Annotated in this window: 1 protein-coding gene; it reads left to right on the forward strand. The window is 74.9% G+C overall.

Annotated elements, in window-relative coordinates; translation table 11 throughout:
• A partial coding sequence (locus ACFQ36_RS22720; RefSeq protein ID WP_377017841.1) for a ComEC/Rec2 family competence protein occupies positions 1-1,384 on the forward strand: 1,384 nt, incomplete at both ends.

Below are 1,384 nucleotides of genomic sequence, written 5' to 3' on the forward strand. Positions count from 1 at the left end.
GCTCGGGCTGCCGCATGCGCCCCGTGGAACGGCCTTCGTCCTGGCGGCACTGCTGTTCGCCGCGGTCCTGGCCACCCTGCTGCGCATGGTGCTGCGGCCGGGCAGCGGTGGCCTGCGCACCGCCGTGCTGGTGCTGTGCAGCGCCGCGGCCCTGCTCTCCCTGGTCCTTGGCGTCCGCCAGGCAGAGCGGCTCAGCGGTCCCATCCGCGCGGCAGTCGAGGGCGAGGCCACGGTCACCGTGCGCCTGGTGGCCCTCTCGGACGCGGCGAAGGTCAAGGCGGGCGGGCGGGCTGCCGACGGGGACGCCCGGTACCAGCTGCGGGCCGAAATCCGCGAGGCCACCGCGGGTGGCCGGCGCTTTGAGGCGGCCACCCCGGTGCTGGTGTTCGCCGGTCCGTCGTGGGCGCAGGCCCGCTACGGGGACGAACTGGCGGCGGCCGGGAAGCTGGCCCGCGCCCTCGGTCCCGGTCCCGTCGACGCCGTCCTGGTCGCCTCCACCGGCTTCCACCGCACGGGCGTCCCGCCGGTGGCTGGAGCCGTCAACGGCCTGCGCGAAGGGTTCATGGACAGGGTCCGCCCGCTGCCGCCGGATGGCCGGGCGCTGCTGCCCGGCATGGTGCTCGGGGACCGTTCGGGCCAGCCCGAGGACCTGGCCGAGGCGATGCGGCTGGCCGGCCTGACGCATCTGCTGGCGGTCAGCGGGGCGAACTGTTCGTATGTGCTGGGCTTCGTGTACGTGCTGGCCGGCAGCTGCCGGCTGCCCCGTGCGGTGCGGGCCGTGCTCGGGCTGGCGGCACTGGCCGGCTTCATCCTCCTGGTTAGGCCGGATCCCAGCGTGCTGCGCGCGGCGGCGATGGGCTCCATCGGCGTCTTTGCGCTCCTGGCCGGGCGCAGGCGTGCTTCGTTGGCCTTCCTCTGCCTGTCCGTCATCGTCCTGCTGCTGGTGGACCCGTGGCTGGCGGGCAGCTACGGCTTCCTGCTGTCCGTGCTGGCCACCCTGGCCCTGGTGCTCTTCGGGGAGCGCTGCTCGCGGTGGCTGCAACGGTTCCTGCCCAAGCCGCTGGCGGATGCGGTCAGCCTGCCGCTGGCCGCGCAGGTCTTCTGCACTCCGGTGCTGGTCCTGCTGCAGCCGGAGCTGCCGGCATACGCGGTCGCAGCCAATGTTGTGGCGGCCCCGGTGGTGCCGGCCGTGACCATCATCGGCATGTCCGCCGTCGTGCTGGTCCCCGTGTGGCCGTGGGCGGCCTCGGCCGCGGTCCAGCTGGCGGGCTGGCTCTCCCTGTGGGTGGCGGCCGTGGCCCGCACCGTTGCCGGCTGGCCGGCGGCAGCCCTGCCCTGGCCGGAGGGGATGCCCGGGGCCGTGCTGGCGCTGTTGGCCGGAACG

Source organism: Arthrobacter sp. GCM10027362, from assembly GCF_042679445.1.
Taxonomy (GTDB): Bacteria; Actinomycetota; Actinomycetes; order Actinomycetales; family Micrococcaceae; genus Crystallibacter.